Source organism: Vibrio sp. GJ43-1 (genome assembly GCF_055808835.1).
The window spans coordinates 1,839,944-1,866,148 of sequence record NZ_CM147885.1; the positions used below are offsets into that span (position 1 = coordinate 1,839,944).

The following is a 26,205-nucleotide window of genomic DNA, read 5'->3' on the forward strand; positions in this document are numbered from 1 at the left end:
CCCTTCAACCTCCTATCATAGGCGCTCAAATAATACGCAACAACACAGTTGACATGCCTAATAAATCAGCACAAATCGAAACATAATAGTAACAAATGAAATTTTTATACATTTTTATTGCATAAAACATCATTTTGAGTAGTATACATACCTAGTGACTATTAATGCAGTAAATCAGCATGAGAATTCAAGTTAAGCAAGTAAATAAATCCTATGGTGAAACACAAGTTCTCCATGATGTCAGCTTTACCTGTGAACAAGGTGAAACTCTGGTATTGCTTGGCCCTAGCGGTGCGGGTAAAAGCTCTTTACTCCGAGTGTTAAATTTGTTGGAAACCGCGAATAACGGCACCCTCGACATCGCGGAGCAAACCTTTGACTTTGCTGCAACCATTACCGAAAAGCAGGGCTTAGCACTGCGCAAAAAAGTGGGCATGGTCTTTCAGCAATACAATTTGTGGCCACACATGTCAGTCATAGACAATTTGATTGAAGCGCCTAGATCAAAGTCGCAGGTATGAATAAAGAAGAAGCGAAGAGTGAAGCTTTAAAAATATTAGCAACATTGCAATTGGCAGATAAGGCCGATGCTTGGCCATTGCAACTTTCTGGAGGTCAACAGCAACGGGTCGCGATTGCCAGAGCGCTAATGATGAAACCTGACGTCCTTTTATTTGATGAACCGACTGCGGCACTAGACCCAGAAATCACAACGCAAATAGTAAATATCATCAAAGAGTTAAGCAGCACTGGCATCACCCAAGTTGTGGTAACTCATGAAGTGGATTTTGCTAAAAAAATTGCCAGCCATGTCCTTTATTTAGAGCAAGGTAGAATTGTTGAACACGGGACTAACGCTTCCTTCACTCAGCCTAAAACTCAAGCTTTTGCCGAGTATTTAACACACTAATTCACTCGCCAACCTATCACGTAACCACTCCACTCATTAGCGCCACCGCTATTGAGATGAGATCGGCGTAGTCCTTAGGATGGCGAAAAAATATCAACGAGGATGCCACCATGGTTTACCTCACTTGGAGAAATATTATGAAGAAAATTCTACTCGCATCAATCATCGGCCTTGTATCTGCTAACGCGGTTGCTCAACAAGAAATTAAATTCGCGATGGAAGCCACTTACGCACCATTTGAGTACGTCGATGAAAACAACCAAATTCAGGGCTTTGATGTCGATTTAGCCAATGCGCTTTGTAAGCAAATTGACGCAAAATGCAGCTTTCACAACCAAGCCTTTGATAGCCTGATTCCAGCTCTAAAATTTAAGCGTTACGACGCCGCCATCTCTGGTATCGATATTACAGAAGCTCGTCAACAGCAAGTTAGCTTCACAGCGCCTTATTACGATAACTCAGCGGCATTTGTAGCCCTACAAGGTAAAGTCGCCAACCAAGCGGTACTAGAAGGCAAACGTGTCGGCGTACAAAACGGCTCTACGCATCAAAGCTACCTACTTGAACAAATGACCGGTGTGACTGCCGTACCTTATGCGAGCTACCAAGATGCCTTTATCGATATGCAGAACGGTCGTATCGATTCTGTATTTGGCGATACCGCCGTGGTTGCTGAATGGTTCGATAAAAACGACAAGCTCACTTACGTCGGTGAACAGATCACTAACCAACAATACTTTGGTAATGGCTTTGGTATTGCGGTAAACAAAGGTAACCAAGCGCTGCTTGACCAATTGAATACCGCGCTCAGCGCTGTAAAACAAAATGGTGAATATCAAGTTATCTTCGACAAGTACTTTGGTAAGTAATATGGGACTGACGGGCTACTCCTCTTCACTCCTTCAAGCAAGTTGGGTTACGATCCAACTTGCCTTGGTCAGTCTGTTGGTTGGGTTGGTTCTTGCTATCGTTTTCGTGCGATGGTGAGATGTCACGCAAGAAGCTAGTATCTTGGCCTACGACCGCCATTGTCACGGTCATTCGTGGGCTGCCAGAGTTATTGGTGGTGCTATTCATTTTCTTTGGTTCGACGCAAGTCCTGTTTCTTATTACTGGCGACTTTATTGAAGTGAGTCCGTTTCTTTCTGGTGTGATTGCGCTATCGTTGATCTTTGCCTCCTATGCAGCGCAAACCATTCGTGGCGCATTGAAAGCGGTTCCTAGCGGACAACGCGAGGCAGCACGAGCACTCGGTATGAGTCGCTCGCGCACATTTATCAAAATTGTTTTACCTCAAGCAGTGAAACACGCGCTTCCCGGCCTTACGAACCAATGGCTGGTGTTATTAAAAGATACGGCGCTGGTGTCATTAATTGGGGTGACTGATTTGATGAAACAAGCGCAACTGACGTCAGCTGCAACGCACGAAGCCTTTACCTGGTACGCCACTGCCGCTGTAATATACTTGGCAATTACACTGCTTACTCAGCAAGCCGTTAAACGCATCGACAGCAAGTTTTCGGTACAACAAATGTCGGCACCGAAGAAAGGAGTCACCGCATGAATCAACAACACGTTTGGCAAATGCTGGAAGGATTGGTGACCAGCTTACAGTTGACCGTTGCCTCATTATTGGTTGGCTGCATTTTAGCCTTGCTGATGACATTAAGCCTCATTTTACGTACCCCATTAGTACACTGGTTGAGCCGAGGCCTCATTACGGTTTTCACTGGCACGCCGCTACTTATTCAAATTTTCTTAGTCTATTACGGGCCTGGACAGTTTGACGTCATTAGAGAAAGCGTGGCATGGCACTGGTTAAGCCAACCATGGTTCTGTGCGATGTTAGCACTGGCGCTCAATACTGCCGCTTACAGCACTCAGTTGTTCAAAGGCGCTTTTCGTGCGATCCCTGATGGCCAATGGCAAGCTTGCCGTGCATTAGGCATGGATATGAAGGCCACGCTTGGTGTATTACTGCCGTTTGCTATTCGTCGTGCAGTTCCTGCATATTCGAATGAAGTAATCTTAGTCTTTAAAGGCACATCTCTTGCCAGCACTATCACCATTATGGACATCATGGGTTACGCTCAGCGTATTAATGCGCAAACCTATGACACATTAACGGTATTTGGTATCGCGGGATTATTCTATCTTGCCGTCAACGGCTTACTCACACTGCTATTTAGAAAGGTAGAAAGGCAAGCTCTGGCGTTCGAATCCTGTCGTTAGCAGTAATCGAATCAACGAAAAGTCGCCTAGCTTTCCCTGTTGGGAAATGGAGCGCAGTGAAAAATGAAAGAAGCTACTCTCTAAATATAAACAAGCTACTATCTAAATATAAACAAGCAACAATGTAATTATAAACAAACGATAATGTAAACAAGCCGCCCCATTTGATTTGCTCAAAGGGGCGGCTTGTTTATTTATTCGCTAAAATCATTAAATCATTACTTTAAGGGAAAACACCAATACGTCGGTATACAGCGCCGTTTCAAAGCCAAAATGGCTATAGTGAAGGGTAATCGTTGGGGCGAATACGGGTGTTATTCCGCCAATCTGAACGCTGTTATCCTCTTTAGAATAGCCGCTAATCCCACCAAGCCTCAAACCAACTCGAGCCCAAGATTTCCAATCATATTGAGGATGATAAGAAACAATGTATGAGCGATTATCAAAACTATTAATCAGCGTAAACGCCTCAAATTGTTTGTATCTAAAACCCACAATATAGTTGTCTTGATTTCGTCCTGTCGATGTCAGGTGCTCTGTCCACCCAGCATAGGTGAGATCAAAGTTCCCTTTAAGTGGGTCACTATCTTGAGCATTTTCTGAAGAAACGGTTTTTGTCGGTACTGCTTCAGATGTTAGCTCATCCGCGAACGCGCCAGTACTCACGCACATCACAGCGGCAAAGACCCACCTCGTGATTTTACTGATTATGTTATTTATTGTTTGACTCATCGTTTTCGTCATATCTCAATTAGTTTCAGCTGCTATTTTAATAGAACACGCGCCATTAAGTTCGTCTCAATTTGTAGACAATTGTCTTTATCTGCCGAAACAAGACGTTACCATTTGTAACACGCTATATTGTATGCCCCAAACCAATTAATTCAAATACTTCATTACAATCCAGACTCCATAAATACTATCAATCATTCGTGTCCAGACGACTGATGACATGCAGAATGTGACGCGAGCCGTTTGATTGTTGACTCAATCCCACGTAAAAAATAAGCAATAATTCTGTATTGTGGGTAAATGATAATCGCAAATTTCTGTGACAATATTGCGATTATTTCGATAAAATGGCGCCATTAGATTACGCACAAGGAAAGTAACCATGAAAAAAATCGCACTTATATTATTCATTGCCTCCTCTCTGATGGCTTGTACGGAAGTTGGAAGTGAAGCTTGGTGTCAGGACATGAAAGAAAAACCAAAAGGTGACTGGACTGCAAATGAAGCAAGTGATTACGCAAAGCACTGCATTTTCAAATAGTCCCGCCCCTCTCATAGAATTCAGGCGGCATTCCGTAAAGTCTACATCGTCTGAGTTCTGTTAAAGAATATAAAGCACACGCATAGGCCATATACGGTATTCATCACTGTTTTCTGTTGCGAGAGACACATTACTTAAAATAGAATCGTCGTGAGCGCAGCTTCCGCAAAATCAATATGCCCCAAATCGTAAAAACGACCTCTGTAGAAAAATACAGCCACATCGTCTCATTAGGATTTTGCACCACTACGATAGCCAGCCCTCGTGTGATCGCCATGAGTCCAGCTACCCACGTTGCAGCAAGCACTGCCATTCTTAACGTATCATGATTTAATACCAGCTTTGCCAATATCACCCCAATCGCAATCGACAAGCCCCCATACATTGCACTGATGTCAATCCTGCCGGAAGCCGACGTAATCTCAGCATCCGTCACCCTTTCAAACATCACGCTCGGTGAAGCAACAAATAGTCCGCCAAAAATGACAAATACAATGATAGTAAACCAAACCATTAGTTTTGCTTGAAACATAACATCGCCCATTAATTACATGCTCATCACTAAGCGTAATGCAGATCCTATAATCCGATAGCTCGAAATAGCGAGACTGCTGTCTTTTCCCAACAAAAACACACTACACTCATTGATGGAGCAAAGAGTCATTACGCCTGCACAGACTAAGATCAGTGCATTACCCACTGTCATGTTAAGACGTAGTCAAAATCATTTCGGTGTCATCAGTACATAATAAAATGCGATTCAGTTCAAAACCTTATCTCAGCAATAAATTGAGCTCACTAGATAAACCCGTTACCGTAGTCACTTAGTATTATTTACGGACAGTCAGCTATCAGGTAAGGACAGTCAATGAAACAACCTACATTTCAGACCTTTATCAAAAGAGTAGCGGTGCTTGGGCTTCCTATTGCGCTGCAAAGCTTACTCTTTAGTAGTTTGGGGTTCATTGACACCCTTATGATTAGCCAACTTGGCACAGAAGAAGTGGCCGCTGCAGGGATCGGCGCTCGAATCTTTTGGGTTTCTATTGTTTTTCTCTGGGGGCTCAGCTCTGGGATGGGGATTTTACTGGCGCAGTATTGGGGCGCTGAAGACAACGACGGATTTAAAACCAACTTTGCACTCGGTACGATTGTGGCGCAATTCTTCGCCTTTAGCTGCTTCGTCGTTTGCTTCTTTTTTCCCAGTTTGCTGCCGAGCCTCTTTAATCCCTCTGAAGCGACGCTATTACTATCCCAACAGTACGTACAACTGCTTGGAATTACATTGCTATTTTCCGGTATCGCCCTATCGGTTGACACCGCGTTGCGTTCCATCGGGCAGACTAAAATTAACCTGTATTTTTCCATCGTCGAGATTGGGCTAAATATCATTTTCAACTATGTGCTGATATTTGGTCACTTTGGTGCTCCTCAGCTCGGACTACTAGGGGCAGGCATTGGTACTGTGATGGCGAGAGGAATTCGTTTGACCATTGCATTGATCACTATCTATGTTCGCTACCCAATACTAATTTTGAACCGTCTCCATTTCACATTGGCACTAAAGCGTGAACTTGTTGCTGCTTTTACGCGTATCACCTACCCCATCGTCATCGGGACCTTCATCTGGTGTGCAGGTATCTTTACTTTCCACCTGATCTTGGGACGGATGGGAGAAACCGAGCTCGCGACGATGGCGGTCATCACCCCACTAGAATCTCTTGGATTATCGGCTGCTCATGGTCTCGCTAGCGCAGTCGCGATCATGATCGGTAACGCTTTGGGTGCAAACCTATTTGAGGTTACTCGTTTGTACGCAAGATGGGCACTACTTTGTGCTATCGCTCTTGGTACAATATTGGGACTAACATTATTCGTCATGCAAACGGTCATCTTATCGCTTTATGGCGCATTATCCGCAGACGTGATTACGCTAATGACCCTTAGCTTCCCAGTCATCGCACTCAGTATTCTAATGCGCACAATTAATATTACGCTGATTGTTGGCGTACTTCGTAGCGGTGGCGATAGCAAATTCTGTATGAATATGGATTTTGTCTGTCAGTGGTTGTGGGCGGTGCCGATGACAGCGCTTGGTGCGATTATATTTGATTGGCCATTCACCATTGTACTTTTGATGATGGTGTCCGAAGAGATGTTGAAAGTCTTTCCTGCGGCGTGGCGAGTATTTGGTAACAAATGGGCAAATAACCTAACGGAACAGAAAGGATAACAGGGCGTCACCGTCCATCCAAAGCCTGCCGCTTCCAATGCGCCGCTTGGCTTGGCTGAACGAAGTATTATGATGTTAATATCTACTATTTAAAGTTTTAGTATCTAAGGTTTTAGTAGCTAAGGCTCTAGTATCTAAGGTTATTGAACCCAAATCGTCGTAAGAAGTGCGATCACAGCGGTCGTCGCCAAATACATTAAAGCGATTGTCGCGATGTCTGCTTTTGTTGAGGTTGATGATTTTGACGCTTTCGCTTGCGCCTTGTCGGTATTAAGCATAGAAAGAAGTGCTGAGTTCATAAGATCCCCTTACGTCGGTAGTAGTATTGCAGCTGAAGCGAATTCTACTCAAAGTGTGATTCACGTCAAACAATTTTGCAAGAAAACCGTAAAATAAAGTGCCAACTCAGGCATATCAGCAGTTCTGTCTTAATAAGCCTTTTGGTGACATGAAAATTAGTCATAAAAAAACCGCTCATTAAGAGCGGTTCGTTGTCTCATTGGGTTTAGAGTGTCTTAAGCAGACTGAGTTTCACGTTCTTTAATCACATTTTTTACCGGATTTGCGTAGCTATCCATCAGGTAAGCGTGAGCACCTTCTGGCAATGCATCCAATTTATTTTGTAGCGTCTCTCGCGTTTTATGAGTGATCGACTCATCATCACATCCAGCCGCCAACATGTTGATTGGGAACAGGGTGTAGTTTTCATGAATTTGACGGTCAATCTCAGCCGCTAATGCATCTGGCGTCTCAAAGTTTTGGTCAATGACATCGCCAAATACAACCTGAATGCGACCTTTGCGTCCAATAATGCCCTGAACAATGCTTTCAATATCTTCAAACTCACCTTTTTCGTAGCTGCCATGCTCTGCTTTCTCGAACAGCTCATTGGCCTTCGCGGTATCACACGGATCATTCTCATAAGAAATGGACACTGGTACAATTCGTAGCGAGCGAATGTATTCAGCAAACGGCGTTTTCTGTTTACGCCCTTCAACATGGAACATTTTAAGGATTGCTGGATCAGTAAAGTCATTGCCGTCTTTAGCTCGACCTTCCTTTTGTGCGATCCAGATTGAGTTCTCGGTATCTAAAGAATGTTTAATGTATGACGATAGCGTTCCGAGTGCCTTCATCATCTCACGCGGCCCTTTCACTGAGCGCTTAACAATAAAGCTCTTATTTAAGCGCATAAGTTCAGTGGCACATGGCTTCTTAAGCAGATTATCACCAATAGCTATACGCACTGTTCTGTGTTTACTTTGATGCAAACCATAGTTCACTAGAGCCGGATCCATCGCAATATCACGGTGGTTAGACACAAACAGATAAGCGGTATTTTTATCTAGTTTATCCAAGCCTTTGAACGTGACGCCATCGGTGGTCGCCTTCAAGGTTTTCGTGAGGTATTTTTTCACCTCCATCTGAATCGCTTCGACGCTATCAAATTTCGCCCACTTAAACTTTAAGTACACTTTAAGAATAGGACTCATCAATGCCTTAAACCAAGGGGCATGATTAGAAAAACGGTGGTGTAGGATGGCGTCGATGAATTCCGCGTCATTGATCAAGCGATCGAGCGCAGCAGGGATCTCTTCGTCGTTGTACGGACGAATCTCAATATATGGGTCTGTATTGTTAGTCATTATGGCTACATCAAATTAAAAGCTGCACTATTCTACGCTGAGACTCTAAAGACCGCAGCTATCTTAAGTCTATTTCTGTTAAGGTCAGACCACTATTTTCGTGTAATGTTCATTTTCATTCATGTAAAAGCGTGATCTAAGGTTGGCTTTGCTAAAAAGTCACGTTAATCTATGGGCAGTTTAGCCAAATTAAGTCAATCATGAACCACGCTATCGAGTTCCAATCCACTCATTACGAGTTTTTAACGATTACCCCGCGCAAAAAAACGCTTCATAATCAGCTGTATCGTATTGAAAGCGGTAAAGTGCTACTGAAGCTTGGTAAAAATGAATACGTGTACAATGCTGGGGAGGCTTTTTGGCTACCGTTTGACTGTTTGTCGAGTTTGACGATATTGCCGGGCTGTCACGTGAGCAACATCAAACTGTCTATTCGATTATTAGACGCATTCCCGAGCCAAGCGGGACAAGTGTCACTCACTCCATTAATGACTGCAGTCATCGATAGACTTCAAACGGAGCTTACTCAAAACGAAACGAGAAGTGCGTTGCACATAGACTTACTCACGGTTCTCAAGCATGATTTACTTCGAGTGCACCCCAAATTGAGTCAATCGCTAGAGAGCCAACAAGTATCTCGATGGACGGCAGGTTCAACTCAACTTACTGGTGAGTTAGCGCTGATACTGCGAGTGCGAGAAGCCAGGAAGATGAAACTATCTGGCATCAAGTCCGACAAGATTTGTGCCACTCTATTTGCGAACAACGAAGCGCAGTTTGCCCAGCTGTACCATTCATTACTCGGTGAACCTATCTAAAAAAGCGAGCACAATGCTCGCTTTCTAATGACAATATTAATACTCTACTCTGCTTAGGTTAAAACGGTACTTCAACCTGCATCATCATGTCGCCCTGGTAGTCTTCATGCCAACGGTAATCTAACCGTAAACGGGGCTCTTTGCCTTTCTCACCAAAGCCCACGCCAAAATGCAGCCCTTGTGACATCAGCCACTCTTGCATCGACATTTCATCTTTTTTTCTCGCGATGTCGGCTGGCGCCCAAAGTCCTATGCCGACAAAACTGCTTTCATAACGTCCGGTGAGAACTAGCTCGGATTCTTGGTTTAACAACCATTCATCCCAATAAGAGTCTTGCAGCGCATCCAATGGACTTGCAGGTTCCAGCAGTCCCCCCAGTGTCACAACTTGAGTACCTATGTAGCTAAATGGCTTAGTAATTAAAGTACAGAACGACTCTTCCGCCGTCGCTTTAAACACGACAGAGTGCGGTTTTTCGTCTTCACAAAAGGCGCGCGCATCTGGCGCACTCACCACTACCAACAAAGCAATACTGCATAATGCTGCTTTCATTTTTTATTAAAATCCTTTTTATTATCCCTTTTAATATAGCGGACTTATCGATAAATGTTTAGCAACAGATTTTGTGGTTAAGTGATCTACGTTCAAGCCCTGTTGCAAATGCTCTCTAATTTGTGTCGAACGCACCTTTACGCGCTCTGGACAAGCGAGTACAGACCAACGCTCTACAATCTCTTGTGCTTTATAAAAGCGACTAAAATTGAAGAAGTTATCCGGGCCCAATACAAACGTTAGTTCAGCAGCTGGGTATTGATCTTGAATGGCATTGAGAACGGCATAGGTGGTGACTGATGCGTTGGGTTCAACCAAAGACTCTTCAATGCTAGAGCGCACCACATTGGCTTGCTTCATGTCGGCAATAAACAAGTCGACCAACTCACAACGCTTGGCATAATCAAGCATAGTCTTACCCCATGCATGCGAAATACTGGGAACTAAGAGTACCTTGTCAAAATGAGCGAGTGATTGAATTACACTCAAATGGCCTAGGCTAGGTGGATTGAATGCACTACCAAATATTGCAATCTTTGTCATGAATGTCCTGCTTGTTTCACTATCTTCGGTATTTTCTCGGTTACTGTAACTTTTTTTCATGACTTTTCGTAGGTATCATAGAAAGAATTCAACTTGCTTGCAGGAAAAGGAACGCTAATGGAACAACTTATTCGGGATGAAATGCGTGTGCTACCCTCTATCGACCCACAATTCGAAGTAGAGCGCCGCGTTGAGTTTATTAAATCCAAGTTACTCAGTTCAGGCTGCAAAGCACTTGTATTAGGAATCAGCGGTGGTGTTGATTCAACCACATGTGGGCGATTGGCCCAGCTCGCGGTCAATGAGTTAAATGACCACGCGGGGTCTTCGGACTATCAATTCATTGCCGTACGCCTTCCTTACGGTGATCAGCAAGATGAAGATGAAGCCCAACTGGCTCTATCGTTTATTGAGCCGACACATTCGGTATCAGTAAACATCAAAGCAGGCGTTGATGGGTTGCACGCGGCATCCCACATCGCGCTTGAAGGTACGGGGTTATTACCAACAGACAAAGCTAAAATCGATTTCGTGAAAGGTAACGTAAAAGCGCGTGCTCGTATGGTGGCTCAATATGAGATCGCTTAGCTATGTAGGTGCACTCGTGCTAGGCACCGATCACTCCGCAGAAAATATTACTGGTTTTTATACGAAGTTTGGTGATGGCGCCTGTGATATGGCTCCTCTATTTGGATTGAACAAGCGCCAAGTTCGCGAAGTTGCCGCCTGCTTAGGTGCACCAGAGCTACTTGTTAAAAAAGTACCTACCGCAGACTTAGAAGAGCTTGCTCCACAAAAAGCAGACGAAGATGCTCTTAATCTATCTTACGACCAGATTGATGATTTCTTAGAAGGTAAAGCGGTTGACCAATCTGTGTCTGATCGTCTTGTTGCCATCTATAAAGCGACACAACATAAGCGTGAGCCTATTCCAACGATTTACGACTAGTCACGGTCATCAATCACATTCTCCTTATCTTGTTAAGCCAATGCAGAGCCTCTCATTGGCTTAACTTCTCTACTTCCACACAATAGATCGATTTTCATCGTGATTTAGCTCAACAAATTTACCTTCCTTCACCTTGAGATATTGCGTAACCGTATTCTTGTGCCATGGTTAAAGTAAGCTAACGTGCACCTTGTCATACTGACGATAAATAACGCGCATTAGCGATTGTTTTGAGCCTTAATTGATCAACACACAAGGGGTAACTATGTTAGGTGAAAACCATTCTCTTCTAAAAGAATTTCCAGATTTTCAAAGTACCATCCTCGAGCTGATGAAAAGCGATGAGTCTTTCGCTTCTACAACAAAAAAATACGATGCGTTAGATAAGGAAATTCGAGTACTAGAACTTAATGGGGCGCCTATCGACGACGCCGCGATGCACCAACTGAAACATGAACGAGCCGTTTTAAAAGATGTGCTGCACAAACATTTGGTCGAACTAGAAAAGTAGACTGACAAATGATGGGTAGAATTACGTAATAATCAACTTCATAGAAGATGGTTTAAGACTGGCGTAGTAAAGGGAAGTATCACACTTCCCTTTTTTAATGTTCAAGCCCCATGACCTAACAAGGTATTCATGTACATTAGCAGCTAGACAGGACAACATCTGTTTGCGGTATCGCGCAACATGCCAGTACTTTCCCTTCCGCTATTTCACTATCTTGGATCGCTGGTACGTCTGGTTGATGCACCAAACCGCTCTCTACTTTTACCTTACAGGCACCGCAAAACCCAGCCCGGCAAGAGTACGCAATATTGATACCTACATCTTCCGCTTGTTCTAATAAATTTTGCTGGTTGCTACCGACAAACTCATCGCCATCATATGAAATAGTCACGGACTTTTCAGGCTCAGCCGTCGCGCTGCTCACACCGAATGCTTCTTGGTGATAGCTTGTCGCAGGCAACCCCAACGACATGAGTAAGGTTTTGGCAGACTGCATAAAACCGTCTGGTCCACACACAAAGACTTGGCGTGTGGCGATATCGGCAATTGACGCTAAGTGAGCAAGGCTCAAGCGACCTGTCTGCCCTTCCCAGTCTCGACCTGGTTGTGTCAGCGCAACATCAACCTTTAAACTGGGGTGCTTATTCACCAACTCTGCTAGCTCTTTCTTAAAAGGAATATCCTCGGGAGTTGAACATTGATGATAAAAAACGACGTCGTCGATTCGCGCTCTATCACTAAGATCTCTTAGCATAGACATCATCGGCGTGACCCCACTGCTCGGCAGACAACAATAATAATGGCTGATGCTCATCGCTTTTTAGATGAAAGTCACCGTTGGGGGTATCGGCAAGCAAAGTATCACCCACTTGAAAGTGGTCAAAGAGCCAGTTCGATACTTCACCACTGTCTAAGCGCTTCACCGATATAGCCAATCGTCCCGGTCGGCTGGGAGATGACGACAAAGTATATAAACGTTTAACCATTGTGCCGTTAATAATAAGTTCGATAGGCAGATGTTGCCCCGCTTTATATTTGGGTAACTCACCCTGCTGCGGCTCTAGCCAAAACGTCTCAAAATTCTTGGCAATATGCTCTCTTTCTACGCAAACAAATGTCTGTTTATTGGCATCAAGATCGGGGTAGGCCTCTTTATCTTTGTATTCCAGCACTTCAATGACGTCATCGACGTGAATCATCCCTTCGTTTTTCGCCACTAAGTTCTGACCAAAGAACACGCCACCACGTTCGTTGGCTCTAAAGCGAGAGAACGTCGTCAACGGCTCCTTGCTGGCCCTGAACTCTCCTTTCTCGACATCAACGGTTGTTAATACGCAACGCTCACACGGTTTAACCGCTTCAAATTCAACTTCGCCAATTTTGATGCGCTTCCAAGCGTCTTCAATGAACGCTTCGTCAGACTGAACCACAAGGTTAGTGCGAAACTGATCCATGCTGTGTTCTTCCGAGCTACGCGCATTTAACGCCGCTAAGGAACCCGTACTAATCACCAGTAAGGGATAGCCGTCAGCAAAGCTAACATTGTGACCAATCTTTTCACGAAGACGGTTGGATTGCTCGTCGGTATAAAGCAGCTCCACTCGCTGTCCAAGCACCTGACTAAACCAATCATCCGCGTTATCAGTGGTGGTGTACGCGGTAAACTTGTCGTTCCACACCTGCGCAGGGGCTTCTTGCATTTTAAACTGCGTATACTCGAGCTTAAGTGGCGGTTGCCCTGGATACGTGAATACCATTCCAGAGGGGATAATGCTCGAAGAAACCTTGACCATGTTCGGATGTTTTCTTGCCGTCACCATATTACCATCGGCTAACGCCACCATAAAACGACGGTCAAACGAGAGGCCTTGTAATTCAACCCAAGACGATGACAAAGCAATCCCTCCAACCGACTTGGCAGGGTAAATATTAATTTGAGACAGTTGAGCAGTTTCAGTCACGATTTCTTCCTTTCATCATTATCTTTTATGGCAATCTTATCGCCTTTTCTGGCGCAGTCCCAGAAACTTAGTGAAATCTTACTCAAATTCCACTATCATCCTGTCGCCTAAACGTAAGCGTTTGCATTCACATTTTTCGCTGCGATTTAGGCTCCGTTTCAAGCACAATTTAACCTTGGTGGGAGCCGAAATGACTACATTGACTATTACTCGTCCTGATGACTGGCACGTTCACCTTCGCGATGGCGAAGTACTGAAAGATACCGTTCGCGACATTAGCCGCTACAATGGCCGCGCACTGATCATGCCAAATACCATCCCACCTGTCACCGATACCGAGATGGCGCTTGCCTATAAAGCTCGTATCATGGCCGAGCAGCCATCAGAGCAGTTTGAACCGCTCATGGCACTCTACCTCACTGACAACACTTCTCCTGAAGAAATTCGTAAAGCTAAAGCTGCTGGCGTCGTCGCTGCTAAGCTCTACCCTGCAGGTGCAACCACGAACTCTGATTCTGGCGTAACGTCGGCGAAAAATGTCTACTCTACATTGGAAGCAATGGAAGAAGTGGGCATGTTGCTTTTGGTTCACGGTGAAGTCACGACACATGACATCGACATCTTTGATCGTGAAAAAGAGTTCCTTGAAACTGTTTTAGCGCCTGTTGTTAATGACTTCCCAAACTTGAAAATCGTCCTTGAGCATATCACGACTGCAGACGCCGCTAACTTTGTGAAAAACGCCAACGACAATGTCGCAGCAACGATTACGGCGCACCACCTTCTATACAACCGTAACCACATGCTGGTTGGCGGCATCAAACCACACTTTTATTGCTTACCAATTTTAAAGCGTGGATCACACCAGCAAGCGCTTGTTGAGGCCGCTACGAGTGGTAGCAAGAAATTTTTCCTAGGCACGGACTCTGCGCCGCATGCTAAAGGCATGAAAGAAGCAGCATGTGGTTGTGCTGGTTCTTATACCGCGCACGCGGCTGTCGAGCTTTACACTGAAGTGTTTGAGCAAGAAGGTAAACTAGAAAACCTTGAAGCGTTTGCTAGCCACAATGGCCCAGATTTTTACAATCTGCCACGCAACACAGATACCATCACGCTAGAAAAAGCACCATGGGATGTGCCAGCAACCATGCCATTTGGTCGCGATATTGTGGTACCGATTCGCGCAAATGAACAAATTGTCTGGAAAGTAAAATAAGCACTCAGCATCAGTGCCTGATAACGCCCCTATCTTCGGGGCGTTTCTATTTCAGCCGCAAGGTTTTCCGACATACTAAGTTAAAACGCAATATCCTGAGACGCCACAACCAGCGCCATGGATCACCGAAGAAGGTAACATTCAATGACCGAACAAGTAGCAATCCAAACCCCTTGCCGTGCAGCCTGTAAAAATAATGGTGGGATCTGCAGTGGCTGTCATCGAACCATGAATGAGCTTTCCGATTGGCGTCATCTCTCCAACGATGATCGCCAACAGAAGATGACTCAGATTTCGGGAGAGCAAGCCACCCACAAGTGTGAGCAATGTGGTGAGCCCGCCTATTGTGAAATCTCTGCTGGCAAAGACAGCTGTTGGTGTTTTGAGATTGACAAACGTGACACTTCGTCACTGCCCACTTCTACACTCTGCTTATGTCGCCAGTGCTTGTCGGCCTTACCCATTAAGTAGCAGGTCTGCCACAATACCTCATGCTCCCGCTAGCTAGGCAGCCCCCATATTGAGTACACTGTTTGGTCTTTTCTGTTGTTGCAACTTTGTTAAATAACAATTAGAGTAAATAATCCACTCTATAAGGTATGGTAACAATGGAAGAGTTATTAAAAGACTACCCGGTCATCACTGAAATATCGGTCGCTTGGGGAGAAATGGATGCGTTAAACCACGTCAATAATGCCGTATATTTCCGCTATTTTGAGACAGCTCGATTAGAGTACTTCAGCCATATCAATCTGATGGAAGACATGGCGATCACGAAAGTGGGATACGGTATTAGGCGACACATATTGTCGTTACAAATTACCCGTCACTTACCCTGATACGTTGCTCATTGGATCGCGAATTACTCACCTTGAAGCCGATCGCTTCACCATGGAATACCAAATTGTGAGTAAGAAAATGAACAAAGTGACCACCACTAAGCACTGCGACTATTGTAATGTTTGATTTTGTCACCAATAAAAAAGCGAATATTTCAGACAAACTCATGCAAGCGATTGAAGAAACCTACCCTCACGGAGTAACCACCGTCTAAGTGCGCGCTCACTAAAAGACTCCAAAACACGGTTACTTACGCAATCCTCACCTTACTGCGCTTGCTGTTCTTATAACTCGTCGTTATCCTAACGAAAAGACATAATAAGAGAGCAGCAAGATGCACAACAATGTCCAATACCCTATTGGTATTCCCGGTCAAAAATGGACAAAGCAAGATGTCCAACAGTGGCGTGAAACCACGTCTGTTAAACGCACGTATCAACACGATGTACTTCCAAAAATAGAGGCGCTAAGAGCCACCTTAGATGTCGAGCAGTATGGTGCGTTATCGTACGACACTGAGCGCTTTCCCTTTTTGCCTTAAAAACAAAATCATGGTGCGCAGACAAGCCGACGATTTTAGTGACGGGTGGTGTACACGGATACGAAACATCCGGTGTGCATGGAGCATTGCAGTTTGCTAAAGATAATGCTCAAGACTTTGAAGATGAATTTAATATCGTCATCGTCCCTTGTGTCAGTCCTTGGGGATACGAAACCATCAACCGCTGGAACCCAAACGCTGTAGATCCAAACCGTTCATTCTATGCTAACTCGCCAGCAGAAGAGTCAGCGAATGTTATGGCACTGGTTGAACAACTGGGTGTGCCAATTCTTGCACACATCGACCTGCATGAAACAACCGACTCCGATGAGAGTGAATTTAGACCTGCTCTTGCAGCTCGTGACGGCCTAGATTATTTTGAGGACAGTGTCCCCGACGGTTTCTACCTTGTCGGTAATACGGAAAACCCAGCTGAAGCATTCCAGACTGCTATTATTAAGTCAGTTGAAAAAGTGACACACATCGCCCCGCCAGATAACGACGGCAAAATCATCGGCTCTGCTGTTGTTCAACACGGTGTCATTAACTATCCATTGAAAAAGCTCAGCCTCTGTACTGGAATGACCGATTGTATGTACTCCACCACAACCGAAGTCTACCCTGATAGCCCTAAAGTAAATGAGCAAGAGTGTAACGATGCGCAAGTGGCAGCCATTTTAGGTGCGATTCATTACCTACAAAAGCACGCCTAACTCATAGAGGGTGCTGCCCGGCACCCTTCTTCCAAGCGCCCAACACTCTCTGTTCTAAAACAAGTCATCCGCAAAGCCAATCACCTAAAAAATACCTCGTATCGATGACAAGTCGCCACCAGCATACCCCTTAGCTTTCGATTGAAATTCACAAATCGACCACTCGCATCACATCAATTTATAAACGCAAGACCAATAATCATGCAAAATAATCCATTGCTATTCTATCTAACCTAAAATAACGGTAGGCTATAGTCATAAAGACTAAAAATAACAAAAACAATTACAAGGAAGTGGAAGCCGCATGACAACTCGTCGTATTTTAGGTGTCATTACAGCGCTTAGCTGTACGCTCATTACACCATTGAGCCAAGCATCTACGCCTACCAGCGTAAAATCACGTGTCGACCGACTCGAAACTCCAGACCGTGTCCGCGAATCGATGATTCTTCCCTACCTGTTTAGTACAGAAACCATGGGATTAAACATTGGTGTCGGTGGGATGGTAAAAGGTTGGCATCAAGACCAAATGACCGTGGGTGGCACCGTTTTTGGTGGTGATGTCAGCCGAGCGGTCGCAGGTGGTGTCTGGAACTATATGATTCCCGGCACTGAACGAGTCTTTTTAAGTGCCTACGGCATGCTTGGGTATTACCCTAAACAAAGAGCTTACACCACCGGGCCTGATCCTTATCCTGTTGGCTCCCCTCTACCGGGCAGTAATGGTTCATCCAATACCCAGTTTTTCGAAGCAGATGGGGCATCAAATTGGTTTGATATTAAAATGGAATACGTGCTGCCAATTGGTGCCAATCGAGAGCACGGCCTAGTCGACTACTCAATAAGAAATGGTCTGCTGGTATCCGAGCCCTCTGGTGGCAAAGAGTGGAACCCAATGACCAGTGGCTCAACCATTTTTGTCGCTCGCCAGTTTAATCGCTATCAATCATTTGAATTTGCTCAAGGAACCAGCGATGGCACCATCCACTCGATGGAATTTGGCATACTTTATGATAACACCGACTTTGCGCCTAACCCTTCTTTTGGTAGCCGACAATACGTCGCTACATCACACGACTGGGGCTGGTTCGACTCAAAACAGCAATGGTCATTCAACGAAGTCGATTTAAGTAAATATTTTTCATTAGGGAAATCGGATTGGGCGTCCCAACGAATTATCGCCATGAATTTTTGGACTGGGCTGTCACCCACTTGGAATGTAGAAACTGACGGCCAAGGACAACAAAGAGTCAGCGGAGGTGCACCATACAATGAAGGGGCGACACTAGGTGGATTCACGCGCATGCGTGGCTATGATAACAATCGATTCCACGACAAAGCGGTTATTTATGGTACCGCAGAATATCGCTACACCCTGGCTTACAACCCTGCTAAAGATGTTTCTTGGTTAAACTTCTTGCGTATCGACTGGATACAACTCGTTGGGTTTGTTGAAGTAGGACGTGTAGGTGCCGCGTATACCGCCAACGAACTTCTCACAGATCTGAAATACGATGCCGGGGGCTCAGTACGTGCATTGATGGCAGGGCTAGTGGTTCGAGCCGACCTTGCGAAATCACCTGAAAGCACCAACTTCTGGATCATGGTTGATCATCCGTTCTAAATATCGGCCCATTGGATTGATAGTACAGACTAGAGCTGGCTATCAATCCCATTGAACCACACTCTGACCTGACGATTCACTTCACAGTTTATGTGCCCCATTTAATCTCGACTATTTTCGTAAAACGCGCGCTAGTTTGTGCAAAACGACTACTGCTACTCTGCAATGAATAAAACAAAGCCACTCTAAAGATTATTTAGAAGTGACTGAAGTCATTAAACATTGAACGAGGTACAGCATGTCTAACGCTTTCTACATTCCATCACTTAATCTCATGGGCGCGGGTTGTCTTACTGAGGCCGTTAATACTATTAAAGCGCACGGTTTTAGCAAAGCATTGGTCGTAACTGACAACGTTTTAAATAAGATCGGCGCAGTGAATAAACTCACCACGCTACTAGACAATGCCAATGTTTCAGCCGTGATCTACGACGCGACAAAACCCAATCCAACCATTGAAAACGTTAATGATGGTTTGGCACTGTTAAAACAACACCAATGCGACTGTGTCATTTCATTTGGCGGCGGCTCACCACATGATTGTGCAAAAGGCATTGCGCTACTGGCCACCAATGGTGGTGAAATTAAAGACTATGAGGGCGTTGACGTCTCGGCGAAACCACAACTGCCGCTCATTTCAATCAATACTACGGCGGGTACGGCATCTGAAATGACGTACGGTGGGCTAAAAAGTTGGACGTAAAGTGGTGGGCTAAAAGTTGGACATTTTGTTTTCATCAATTCCTCTCTATGCCATAAAGATATAACAACATTCCCCCTCCCCCCAGAGAACGTCAACCCACTAATTTACTTATGCTTTATCAAGGCGGCTAGATTTTGATTGTGGCTCTATGGATAAGCGGCAGAATTTAAAGCCACTGAACTGTGAAGGCTTCCTAATTGATCCAGAATTTTACTTCCTATCAATCTCGAAGGAATGATTTAGTCTCAGAAACTAAAAAATAAACTAGTCGGATTAGAATTTATTTACCACTAATCATCATTAGCTCTGTTCAGCTTTTGTTTGGTTTTTGGTCTTAATAGTATATTTGTTTTAGTTCGGGTCTAGAGCCTGAGTGCTACAACTCTAAAACGTTTGTGCCCCAAAATCTATATGGAATCCACGTATTTACAAAGTGATTTTGGCAATAAAAGTTAAGATGCGGTCGTATATTCGGCTTCTTATTGAAGGCGCTACCTTCTAGCCTTTGATGTTTTGCGCACCTACTGTCCTCATCGAGTTATCAGCCTCTTAAAGCGTCACATTTTGGTCAGGTTTTCAGTAGGTTGGTCTTACCTTTTATGCATCATCATTTTGTAAAATTTTAGAATTTGTTAGTGCTTAATTAGTGAGTAATACTGGTTTATATTCAGTCTCATACCGAAGCATCGCCCATGCAGTCCGTACCACTTTGTTAGCCAGTGCAATGCAGGCCTTCTTGAAGCCGATACGATCTATGATGCTCCTCAACCAAGCGTCCTTCTGAGTCTTCGGTTTTCGGGTAGTCGTCCAACGTAAGACATTGCGCCAAGATAAAGAAGCGAGCGTAGCTCCTTCACATCACCGCATTTATCGCTCCCAATCATAAAAACTTTGCCACCTGAGCTGTGCTGTTTAGGTGTAAGACCAACAAACGCTGAAGCTTGTCTTCCATTCTTGAACTGCTTTCCATCACCAAGAGTTGTATAGAGCATCGCAGCAGTTGTTTCACCAACACCTTCAATGTCCATTAATCGTTGGCACGGTTCTATCTGACGGGTTAAAGCATTTTTCTCTTTTCCGAATGCGATGAGTTTTGCTTTAAGTTCTTTATATTGCTCCCACAGCATCGACAGAACGGATACGACATTGGCGGGTATTGATGTATCGCCATCAAGCACTGTTTGAACCGACGCTTTTAAGCCTTTTTCACCTCTAGGGTTTGCTATCCCGTAGCCCAAAATGGTCCCTCTAATGTGAAGCGCTAGGGAAACAACACTACGAGATAAGAATCTACGGCTAGTTTCTAAAGAATGCATCGATTGTTGTTTAAGTGACTTGGGGCGACTGAACTTAATTCCTATCTGGATAGCTGCATTAGCAATTGCTAGTGCATCATTATGATCGGTTTTATGACCCTCTAAGTAACCTTTTACTTTCTTTGGGTTAATGGTCCGCACTTCATGTCCGTACTTTTCTGCCAGTTGTCCCCAATAATGGCAACCACAACATCCCTCCATAGCAACAATTGAGGGCTTTGCTTTAGCAAGAAACTCTTTCATTTTTTGCCGACTAAGAGGTCTATTAGACAGCATTTCACCATGAATACTGATATGACACACTTGAAGAACATTTTTTGCTAAATCGATAGCGATAACATTATTCGTCAACATATTGGAACCCTCGAATTTTCGTGACTCTGCTAAGTGTAGATTTGCAGAGAGGGAGTGGATTCCATACATCAAGTCAGAGTAAATACTCATTCATATCCTGTTAATTGGGTTTTGCCTTACTAAAAGTTATCCACTCTTCTAATGCTGTTAGTTGTGAATCCCCGTGTTGTATCATGGGGGTAAATTCGTCCAAACTATCAACGTTTGATCTTCTTAGCGCTTTAGTATTTTAATCTTTCGATTTATTGCAGGAACTTTTGAAAGGAGTAAAATCAACATCTTTACAAACTCGATGATTAAACTTGATGGAAAGTTTTTTGAAAAATTTAGTGTCGCCTTTTGTGTTATATCTCTTTTGCTTGTTGGTACTCTAATTGGATCATTTTTCGAAACCTCTCTTTTTAATTGGTTATCTCTAGCATCAAATATCTCTACAATTCTAGCTTTCTGGCTTGCAGGAAAAGCTTATTATTACTGGGTTCGTAAGGACACAATTGGCACTCAAAAACAAACGATAAGAGAAATCTTAGTTGAGTTAGTCGAATTAGACGATAATCTACACGAAGCTTTTGCTCGCGTAGCCTTACAAGATTATCAAAAGAACCCGAAAGCACCTCAAGAGAATGATGCAAACAATCCGGTCTTCCCAAACGAAAAAGAGCGTATTTTTATTCAAAAGTCCTCACTCACAATGAAACGAATTAAAGTTCTAATGAAAAAGTATTACGTTTTTGAGCTGAACAATTCTAATTCACCTGAAGTATCTAGAAGCTTAAAGACCTCTTTTAAGTTCGAAGGAGATATTTTCTCAGACTTGAAAGATCTTTTATTTAAGTGTAATAGGCTAAATCATCTTATTGATGAAGGAAGTACTCTTCAATTTGATAACTTGATACTTAAGTCTACACACCCTTACGAAATTAATTCGACTATAAACCAAGCTACTACTCTATACTGTCAAACTAATTTTTTCGGTATTGCTTTTGAGTTTGGCAAGCACATTCAAGAAATTGAGCAGAAACTGATACTGGAAATTTCATAAGGCTCCTCTCAGAGCCTTTTTGATTACTTTTTTATCCTTGCGATGGCTCTAGCAACTCCAAGTAAATACGTTGAGGTCTTAATCTCTAGCTCAGCTTGACCCCCCAAAAGCGCAATTCCTGCTAGTATTTGTTGTGGTCTCACCACTTGGCCAGTCGGCAGCTCCATCCTGTCGTATAACATTTTGAGCTGTACCCAATCTTCACTAATGCTTAGTTCCCGACCTTTGTCATTCTCATAAGCCTTTTGCACTCGGGTGGAATAGGATTCTTCTCATCCCAACCTGTGACAGTTCTCACCGATTTAAAACACAGTTCAGCAACCTCTTCTTTGGTCATTTGGCACTCTAACTCTCGAAAAATGTAATTCTTACTCATTTCGCGATAATTCAATGATAAAACTTCTAAATACAAGAGGTTGCATTGCATTTATAATATATGCGCCATTAAATATAATCAGACAATGTGCGTACTGTACGAAGAAGTACTAATTGGCAAATTTGTCTTATAAAAAGTTATTCATTAATCGCTAATGTTAGAATTCCTGAAACACATTTATGTCCAGAGGCTTCATAGACCTGAAGTTTTACTTATGGCACTTTTATAAAAAGTGCCAGCTAGCTAAGATCTGCCCCATTTCTTCTTTGAGGCGATTAACCACTCACTTCACCAAAGCGTCATTTGACTTACTTTTCGTAATGCAAGTAATCTGTCTAACTGCTTGGGAAAACATCAGTTAGGTAAAGGAGAGGTAATGAGAGTTGCACGTATGTCTGATTCGCATGTTGTTGAATTTTGTTCATCGTTAGGTGAGTCTCTGCCAATCGAAGTTGTAAGCGAGCCTCAGTACCAAGAAAGCGAAAATGAATGCTTTCAATTAGTCCAAAATAAAATTGATAAATTTGGTGGTTCACTGATTTCTGGGTGGGCAATCTGGGAAAAAGTAGGTGTATTTATAGAAGCTGAATTTCATGCTGTTTGGCTAAAATCTGATGGGGAATACTTAGACCTTAATCCTCGAAGAAATATTTCAAACTGTAGGAGTATTTTATTTGTCCCAGATAGTAATACTGAGTATAAGAATCAGCAAATTAACAATATTCGAAAGCCCCTAATAAACGATCCTATCGTTAATAGATTTTTGCACTTGAACAATAAACTATTTGAGTTTATGAATCGAGGAGAGCGAGCGTACCAGCATGGAGAAATCGAACTGTCAAAGCGAGAGCAAAAAGAATATAAAAAACTAATTCAGGAGCTTGGAAGGTTAGAGGGAAAAATTGACAGTAAGTACGAAGTAAAGATTGCACAGTGATTAGTTTCAGGGCAGAGCATTGTATCGCAGGTCTGCCCCTTTCCTTATATGGAATCCACGTATTTACAAAGTGATTTTTGCAATAAAAGTTAAGATGCGGTCGTATATTCGGCTTCTTATTGAAGGAGCTACCCTCTAGCCTTTGATGTTTTGCGCACCTACTGTCCTCATCGAGTTAGCAGCTTGGAAAGCATGACGGAAAGGTCAGGTTTTCAGTAGGTTGGTCTTACCTTTTATGCTTCATCATTTTGTAAAATCTCACAATTTATTAGTGATTAATCGGTGAGTAAAACTGGTTTGTATTCAGTCTCATACCGAAGCATTGCCCACGCAGTCCGTACCACTTTGTTAGCCAGTGCAATGCAGGCCTTCTTGAAGCCGATACGATCTATGATACTCCTCAACCAAGCATCCTTTTGAGTCTTCGGTTTTTCGGGGAGTCGTCCAACGTAAGGCATTGCACCAAGATAGAGAAGGGAGCGTAGCTCCTTCACTCCACCGCATTTATCGATCCCAATCATAAAGACCTTGCCTCCTGAACTGTGTTGTTTGGGTGTAAGACCAACAAACGCTGAAGCTTGTCTTCCATTCTTGAACTGCTTTCCATCACCAAGAGTTGTATAGAGCATTGCAGCAGTTGTTTCACCAACACCTTCAATTTCCATTAATCGTTGGCAAGGTTCTATCTGACGGGTTAAAGCGTTTTTTTCTTTTTCGAATGCAATGAGTTTTGCTTTCAATTCTTTATATTGCTCCCACAACATAGACAGAACGGATACGACATTGGCTGGTATTGATGTTCCTCCATCAAGCACTGTTTGAACTGAAGCTTTTAACCCTTTTTCACCTCTAGAGTTTGCTATACCGTAGCCCAAGATCGTCCCTCGAATGTGAAGCGCTAGGGAAACCACACTGCGAGATAAGAATCTACGGCTGGTTTCTAAAGAATGCATAGATTGTTGTTCTAGTGATTTTGGACGGCTGTACTTAATGCCAATTTGTATTGCGGCGTTAGCGATCGCGAGAGCATCATTATGATCCGTTTTATGACCCTCTAGGTATCCCTTTACTTTCTTAGGGTTAATGATCCTCACTTCATGCCCAAATTGTTCAGCTAATTGCCCCCAATAGTGACAACCACAGCAACCTTCCATAGCAACAATGGATGGCTTTGCTTTAGCTAGGAACTCTTTCGTTTTTTGTCGGCTTAAAGGTTTATTGGAAAGCATTTCACCATGAACACTGATATGACAGACTTGTAGAACATTTTTAGCTAGGTCGATAGCGATAATATTATTGCTCAACATATTGGAACCCTCGTATTTATCTCATTCTCCTAAGTCTAGCTTGGCAAAGGAGGGAGTGGATTCCATACATCATGTCAGGCCTTTACTCATTCATATCTTATTAATCTGAAATTGCTCTACTCAAATTTATCCGATTGAGTTGATAACTTAGCGAGCCCATTTTTAGGTGACATTTTGTCACCTAGTATTCCTTTGAGTGCTAATTGAAGTAATATGACTAAGAGTGCCTTATGTAAGAGAAAAAGACGACAATTTGTCGGCTAATAAGCGTTATATTTTTTAGTTGATAGGGGCGACATATGGCTGATATAGCAACAATTTCCGCTGTTTTATCAAGTGTGAAAACGGCCTCTGACATTGCTAAGCTGATTAAAGATAGTAATTCTACTTTGGAGGCTGCGGAGTTTAAGCTCCACATAGCTGAGTTGCTGAGTAGTCTAGCTGATGTAAAAGTAGAACTCACCGACTTACAAGATGAACTTCGAGCCAAAGATCGAAAAATTGAAGAGCTAACATCTAAGTTACAACAAAAACAAAACCTGACCTTTGACGGTTTTCTATATTGGGCTGAATTCGATAAGACTCCATTTTGTACTCGATGCGTTGAAGGAATACAGCAACACTATCATTTGTTTTACATCGAAGAAGGTATGCTCGATGACCAATATGTGTCAACACAGTGGCGATGTCGTGTTTGTGATAGCTCTTACTTATTGTAGATAGACGTGACCCCAAATATACAAGCGTTTAAGTTCAGTGGAGGCGTTGCTACTACTTAACTCAGCTAAGTTTGGTTTCAAAGGTAGTTCAAGTGAAAAAAATACATTTTACAAATACAAATCATTAAATAATTTTGAGTTCGTATTGGATATATTGCTTCGAGAAAGGTTGTATGCAAGTAAGTATAGTGAGCTTAATGACCCCATGGAGGGAGTCATTAAGGTTGATGGTACAATCCCCGATGACCTAGAAGAAACTTGGAAGAACATACTCGAAGAGCTTCGAGTATGTTGTTTTACTCCAGACGACTCAAACACATTAATGTGGGCACATTATGCAGATGGTGGGCGTGGTTGTGCTATTGAGTTTGAACTGCTACCAATTTCGGAAGTTGTTAAAGTTTCCTATCGCAACAAGCCGAAAGTTTCTAAAAATCAATTAACAACAGATAAAGCTAGAGAAATTCTAAAATATAAGGATTCGAGCTGGAAATATGAGAAAGAGTTCCGTTGCATCACATTGGACACATATGTACCGATTGCCGTGACAAAATTGATACTCGGACCTAAAGTACAAGCCTCAACAGTAAATCTATTGCAAGGGATTCTTAACTGCTGTAAGCCTGATTTACAAGTTGTTCAGCTTAAAGGTAAGGGGGACAGCATTGTTGAACGTCTGCAAATGACCATAGGAAGCAAAAGAGTCTATTACCGTGAAAGCGAAGAATGCTCAAAATGCTTGGAGATAGACCATTATAGAGAACAGTTTGTCCATCGGTAAAAGAAACTTAGCAAATAAGGATTAAGCGTTGTGCAGCCAACAGTTAATCCCGAGTGTTGAACAAGCCCGAAGCCACTTTCATTAAGTAAATTATTCGATGATGATCG

General features: G+C 43.3%; 20 protein-coding genes and 9 pseudogenes. 19 read left to right on the top strand and 10 right to left on the bottom strand.

What is annotated here, in order from left to right; translation table 11 throughout:
* Window positions 1-179 precede the first annotated feature (179 nt).
* The 4 genes and pseudogenes from artP (at window position 180) to artM (ending at window position 3,142) form a co-directional block, all read left to right on the top strand.
* Window positions 180-910 (top strand): annotated as a pseudogene (artP, locus tag AC0L66_RS25620) (arginine ABC transporter ATP-binding protein ArtP).
* A gap of 137 nt (window positions 911-1,047) precedes the next feature.
* Window positions 1,048-1,779: an arginine ABC transporter substrate-binding protein gene (locus tag AC0L66_RS25625; RefSeq protein ID WP_473570040.1), complete on the top strand. Its 732-nt coding sequence runs from the start codon at window positions 1,048-1,050 to the stop codon at window positions 1,777-1,779.
* A 1-nt stretch (window position 1,780) separates the two neighbouring features.
* Window positions 1,781-2,474: pseudogene (gene artQ / locus AC0L66_RS25630) on the top strand (arginine ABC transporter permease ArtQ).
* A complete protein-coding gene (gene artM / locus AC0L66_RS25635; RefSeq protein ID WP_473570042.1) occupies window positions 2,471-3,142 on the top strand; it encodes an arginine ABC transporter permease ArtM in 672 nt (223 codons plus the stop codon). The pseudogene artQ and the gene artM overlap by 4 nt, the downstream one beginning before the upstream one ends.
* 210 nt (window positions 3,143-3,352) lie before the next feature.
* On the opposite strand, the gene AC0L66_RS25640 is transcribed toward artM, so the two are convergent.
* Window positions 3,353-3,874, bottom strand: coding sequence for a hypothetical protein (locus AC0L66_RS25640; protein ID WP_265674990.1), 522 nt, complete (start codon window positions 3,872-3,874; stop codon window positions 3,353-3,355).
* Between the two features lie 382 nt (window positions 3,875-4,256).
* Between AC0L66_RS25640 and AC0L66_RS25645 the strand changes: the two genes are divergently transcribed.
* Window positions 4,257-4,415, top strand: coding sequence for a DUF3012 domain-containing protein (locus tag AC0L66_RS25645; RefSeq protein ID WP_265674991.1), 159 nt, complete (start codon window positions 4,257-4,259; stop codon window positions 4,413-4,415).
* A gap of 130 nt (window positions 4,416-4,545) precedes the next feature.
* On the opposite strand, the gene AC0L66_RS25650 is transcribed toward AC0L66_RS25645, so the two are convergent.
* On the bottom strand, window positions 4,546-4,947 hold the full coding sequence (locus AC0L66_RS25650; protein WP_473570044.1) for a DUF4345 family protein: 402 nt from the start codon (window positions 4,945-4,947) through the stop codon (window positions 4,546-4,548).
* 336 nt (window positions 4,948-5,283) lie between these two features.
* On the opposite strand from AC0L66_RS25650, the gene AC0L66_RS25655 reads away from it, so the two are divergent.
* Window positions 5,284-6,648 carry an MATE family efflux transporter gene (locus tag AC0L66_RS25655; protein WP_473570046.1) on the top strand — a complete coding sequence of 455 codons (1,365 nt, stop codon included), beginning with the start codon at window positions 5,284-5,286 and terminating at the stop codon, window positions 6,646-6,648.
* A 140-nt stretch (window positions 6,649-6,788) separates the two neighbouring features.
* Here AC0L66_RS25655 and AC0L66_RS25660 read toward each other — a convergent pair whose 3' ends face one another.
* Entirely contained in the window at window positions 6,789-6,947 is a 159-nt protein-coding gene (locus AC0L66_RS25660; RefSeq protein ID WP_265674994.1) for a hypothetical protein, read from the bottom strand.
* 216 nt (window positions 6,948-7,163) lie between these two features.
* Window positions 7,164-8,294 carry a 1-acyl-sn-glycerol-3-phosphate acyltransferase gene (locus AC0L66_RS25665; protein ID WP_265674995.1) on the bottom strand — a complete coding sequence of 377 codons (1,131 nt, stop codon included), beginning with the start codon at window positions 8,292-8,294 and terminating at the stop codon, window positions 7,164-7,166.
* Between the two features lie 200 nt (window positions 8,295-8,494).
* On the opposite strand from AC0L66_RS25665, the gene AC0L66_RS25670 reads away from it, so the two are divergent.
* Window positions 8,495-9,112: an AraC family transcriptional regulator gene (locus tag AC0L66_RS25670; RefSeq protein ID WP_473570048.1), complete on the top strand. Its 618-nt coding sequence runs from the start codon at window positions 8,495-8,497 to the stop codon at window positions 9,110-9,112.
* Between the two features lie 58 nt (window positions 9,113-9,170).
* Here the strand turns inward: AC0L66_RS25670 and AC0L66_RS25675 are convergent, their stop codons facing one another.
* Both AC0L66_RS25675 and AC0L66_RS25680 read right to left on the bottom strand, forming a co-directional pair.
* Window positions 9,171-9,665: a hypothetical protein gene (locus tag AC0L66_RS25675; protein WP_473570049.1), complete on the bottom strand. Its 495-nt coding sequence runs from the start codon at window positions 9,663-9,665 to the stop codon at window positions 9,171-9,173.
* A 30-nt stretch (window positions 9,666-9,695) separates the two neighbouring features.
* Window positions 9,696-10,208: a nicotinate-nicotinamide nucleotide adenylyltransferase gene (locus AC0L66_RS25680; RefSeq protein ID WP_265677529.1), complete on the bottom strand. Its 513-nt coding sequence runs from the start codon at window positions 10,206-10,208 to the stop codon at window positions 9,696-9,698.
* Window positions 10,209-10,325: 117 nt separating this feature from the next.
* Between AC0L66_RS25680 and nadE the strand changes: the two are divergent.
* Both nadE and AC0L66_RS25690 read left to right on the top strand, forming a co-directional pair.
* Window positions 10,326-11,157: pseudogene (gene nadE, locus AC0L66_RS25685) on the top strand (ammonia-dependent NAD(+) synthetase).
* Between the two features lie 265 nt (window positions 11,158-11,422).
* Window positions 11,423-11,668, top strand: coding sequence for an HP1242/YdcH family protein (locus tag AC0L66_RS25690; RefSeq protein ID WP_265677527.1), 246 nt, complete (start codon window positions 11,423-11,425; stop codon window positions 11,666-11,668).
* 136 nt (window positions 11,669-11,804) lie between these two features.
* On the opposite strand, the pseudogene AC0L66_RS25695 reads toward AC0L66_RS25690, so the two are convergent.
* A pseudogene (locus AC0L66_RS25695) lies at window positions 11,805-13,629 on the bottom strand (MOSC N-terminal beta barrel domain-containing protein).
* A gap of 190 nt (window positions 13,630-13,819) precedes the next feature.
* Here AC0L66_RS25695 and pyrC point away from each other — a divergent pair.
* The 6 genes and pseudogenes from pyrC to AC0L66_RS25725 form a co-directional block, all read left to right on the top strand.
* The gene (pyrC, locus tag AC0L66_RS25700; protein ID WP_265677523.1) at window positions 13,820-14,845 is read left to right on the top strand and encodes a dihydroorotase; all 1,026 of its coding nucleotides are present in this window, start codon (window positions 13,820-13,822) and stop codon (window positions 14,843-14,845) included.
* A gap of 162 nt (window positions 14,846-15,007) precedes the next feature.
* Complete coding sequence (locus tag AC0L66_RS25705) at window positions 15,008-15,316, top strand: DUF1289 domain-containing protein (protein ID WP_473570899.1); 309 nt, start codon at window positions 15,008-15,010, stop codon at window positions 15,314-15,316.
* A 137-nt stretch (window positions 15,317-15,453) separates the two neighbouring features.
* Window positions 15,454-15,899: pseudogene (locus AC0L66_RS25710) on the top strand (acyl-CoA thioesterase).
* A gap of 120 nt (window positions 15,900-16,019) precedes the next feature.
* Window positions 16,020-16,939: pseudogene (locus AC0L66_RS25715) on the top strand (M14 family metallopeptidase).
* A gap of 304 nt (window positions 16,940-17,243) precedes the next feature.
* Entirely contained in the window at window positions 17,244-18,563 is a 1,320-nt protein-coding gene (locus tag AC0L66_RS25720; RefSeq protein ID WP_265677519.1) for a BamA/TamA family outer membrane protein, read from the top strand.
* 238 nt (window positions 18,564-18,801) lie between these two features.
* A pseudogene (locus tag AC0L66_RS25725) lies at window positions 18,802-19,239 on the top strand (iron-containing alcohol dehydrogenase); the annotation flags it as partial.
* Between the two features lie 666 nt (window positions 19,240-19,905).
* On the opposite strand, the pseudogene AC0L66_RS25730 reads toward AC0L66_RS25725, so the two are convergent.
* Window positions 19,906-20,936, bottom strand: a pseudogene (locus AC0L66_RS25730) (IS110 family RNA-guided transposase).
* A 292-nt stretch (window positions 20,937-21,228) separates the two neighbouring features.
* Between AC0L66_RS25730 and AC0L66_RS25735 the strand changes: the two are divergent.
* Window positions 21,229-21,978 carry a hypothetical protein gene (locus AC0L66_RS25735; RefSeq protein WP_473570052.1) on the top strand — a complete coding sequence of 250 codons (750 nt, stop codon included), beginning with the start codon at window positions 21,229-21,231 and terminating at the stop codon, window positions 21,976-21,978.
* Between the two features lie 23 nt (window positions 21,979-22,001).
* On the opposite strand, the pseudogene AC0L66_RS25740 reads toward AC0L66_RS25735, so the two are convergent.
* Window positions 22,002-22,369, bottom strand: a pseudogene (locus AC0L66_RS25740) (regulator).
* Between the two features lie 361 nt (window positions 22,370-22,730).
* On the opposite strand from AC0L66_RS25740, the gene AC0L66_RS25745 reads away from it, so the two are divergent.
* A complete protein-coding gene (locus AC0L66_RS25745; RefSeq protein WP_102338682.1) occupies window positions 22,731-23,291 on the top strand; it encodes a hypothetical protein in 561 nt (186 codons plus the stop codon).
* A 275-nt stretch (window positions 23,292-23,566) separates the two neighbouring features.
* On the opposite strand, the gene AC0L66_RS25750 is transcribed toward AC0L66_RS25745, so the two are convergent.
* Window positions 23,567-24,598: an IS110 family RNA-guided transposase gene (locus AC0L66_RS25750; protein ID WP_473570054.1), complete on the bottom strand. Its 1,032-nt coding sequence runs from the start codon at window positions 24,596-24,598 to the stop codon at window positions 23,567-23,569.
* Window positions 24,599-24,897: 299 nt separating this feature from the next.
* Between AC0L66_RS25750 and AC0L66_RS25755 the strand changes: the two genes are divergently transcribed.
* Together AC0L66_RS25755 and AC0L66_RS25760 are read left to right on the top strand one after the other, a co-directional pair.
* The gene (locus AC0L66_RS25755; RefSeq protein ID WP_102338683.1) at window positions 24,898-25,317 is read left to right on the top strand and encodes a hypothetical protein; all 420 of its coding nucleotides are present in this window, start codon (window positions 24,898-24,900) and stop codon (window positions 25,315-25,317) included.
* Window positions 25,318-25,363: 46 nt separating this feature from the next.
* Entirely contained in the window at window positions 25,364-26,098 is a 735-nt protein-coding gene (locus AC0L66_RS25760) for a DUF2971 domain-containing protein (RefSeq protein ID WP_473570056.1), read from the top strand.
* Window positions 26,099-26,205 lie beyond the last annotated feature (107 nt).